Raw genomic sequence first — 1,313 nt, forward strand, 5'->3', positions numbered from 1 at the left:
TGTGCGGGCACACTATCCCTGCAGGACGAACGGCCGGGTGCGTTGTGCCATTACCCGTCGATCAGCGCCCTGCATGTGGGAAGCCGTCGTGTGCGAGCGGTGGCGCATCGGTCGCGCTGCATGGGGGACATGCAGCGCGTCGCACTTATCCATAGGGACAGGGATTCATGAAGACGTGTATCGCGGCGGTGCTATTGGCACTGCCGGGGCTTGCTGTTGCGCAAGACGTGCCGCTGGGCTATGCCGGACAGGGCGGAATGACGCTGCAGGAGATCGACCCTGCCATTTATGCGTATCACTACGACCACGGATTCGTGGGCGAAGATGCGATGGGCTGGGATCCTGCGCTGCAATTCGCCTGGTCGCGCATCGCAGCTGCCAAGGTCTGCGAACAGCAATCGCCGTCCGATGCATTGATCGGCAAGCTGGTGGAGCAGTACGGCAAGGATGCCGGCGTGCACCAGATCAACGGCATTGACTTCCATGAGGCGCAGATGCGGGCGGCTGGTACCTTCTGTACCGCTGCGCGCGTGACCGAAGCCACTGCGGTGGTGCCTGCGTTTGCAGGCGGAGATTTCTCCACGGCAACTGCCTATGCGGCTGCTGCAGTTGCAGGCACTGTGGCGGTTGCCGCAACACAGGCGCAACCAAGTCCGCAGTCCGATGCAGGCGTTGCCATGACGCCCTCGGCAGATTGGGCCTTGCAGCTCCCATTGCATTCGAGCATGCGGGTGGGCTCGAACGGCCTGCCCAACGGCGACGAAATGCTGCGTGTCGTCCGCCGCGGACATACCGGGATGGTCGTCGGTTTGCAGATTGCCACCAGCCTGTTCGCGCGCGGTGTTGCGGTCTCTGCCTTCGGAAAAGATCAGCTGAAAGGCGAAAAGATGGAGGCCCTGGGGAATCCCGGCTATCAATTGCAGCGCGATGCGGTCAACGCGCATTTGAAGACCTACTTCACCGGGCATCCGCGGGCCGTACCCGCAGAACCGTTCCCGTTGCAGGTGTTGATGTCGGACTGGCTGCTGGTGTATCAGAGCCTGGCCGATACCAAGTCGCCTTACGAGCTGCGCTACGCAGTGACGATCGGTGGGGAGCGCAGCGGCTTCTTGAAGCACAAGGCGAGCCCGGTCAGTCTGGACTGCGCGCCGACACCGCGTACTGCCTCGCTGGAAGAATGGGAAGCCAACGATTACGCGTTGGTCAAAGCAGCCGCACAAGCCTACAGCGACGAATGCGCAGCGAAATTCGCCGAGCAGTTGCCGCAGTGGTTCCCTGACAGAGAAGCTGTTGCGACGTCCAACTGACGGACC

The 1,313-nt window shown here is 62.2% G+C and carries 1 protein-coding gene; it reads left to right on the top strand.

Annotation, left to right across the window (positions count from 1 at the left end):
- Window positions 1-167 precede the first annotated feature (167 nt).
- On the top strand, window positions 168-1,307 hold the full coding sequence (locus LN450_RS20565; RefSeq protein ID WP_011348645.1) for a hypothetical protein: 1,140 nt from the start codon (window positions 168-170) through the stop codon (window positions 1,305-1,307).
- Window positions 1,308-1,313: the final 6 nt, after the last annotated feature.

The organism is Xanthomonas euvesicatoria pv. euvesicatoria (assembly GCF_020880415.1).
Taxonomy (GTDB): domain Bacteria; phylum Pseudomonadota; class Gammaproteobacteria; order Xanthomonadales; family Xanthomonadaceae; genus Xanthomonas; species Xanthomonas euvesicatoria.

What these genes read in the sequence shown, in the direction of transcription:
- LN450_RS20565 (WP_011348645.1), top strand. Translation starts at nt 168, where the DNA reads ATGAAGACGTGTATCGCGGCGGTGCTATTGGCACTGCCGGGGCTTGCT.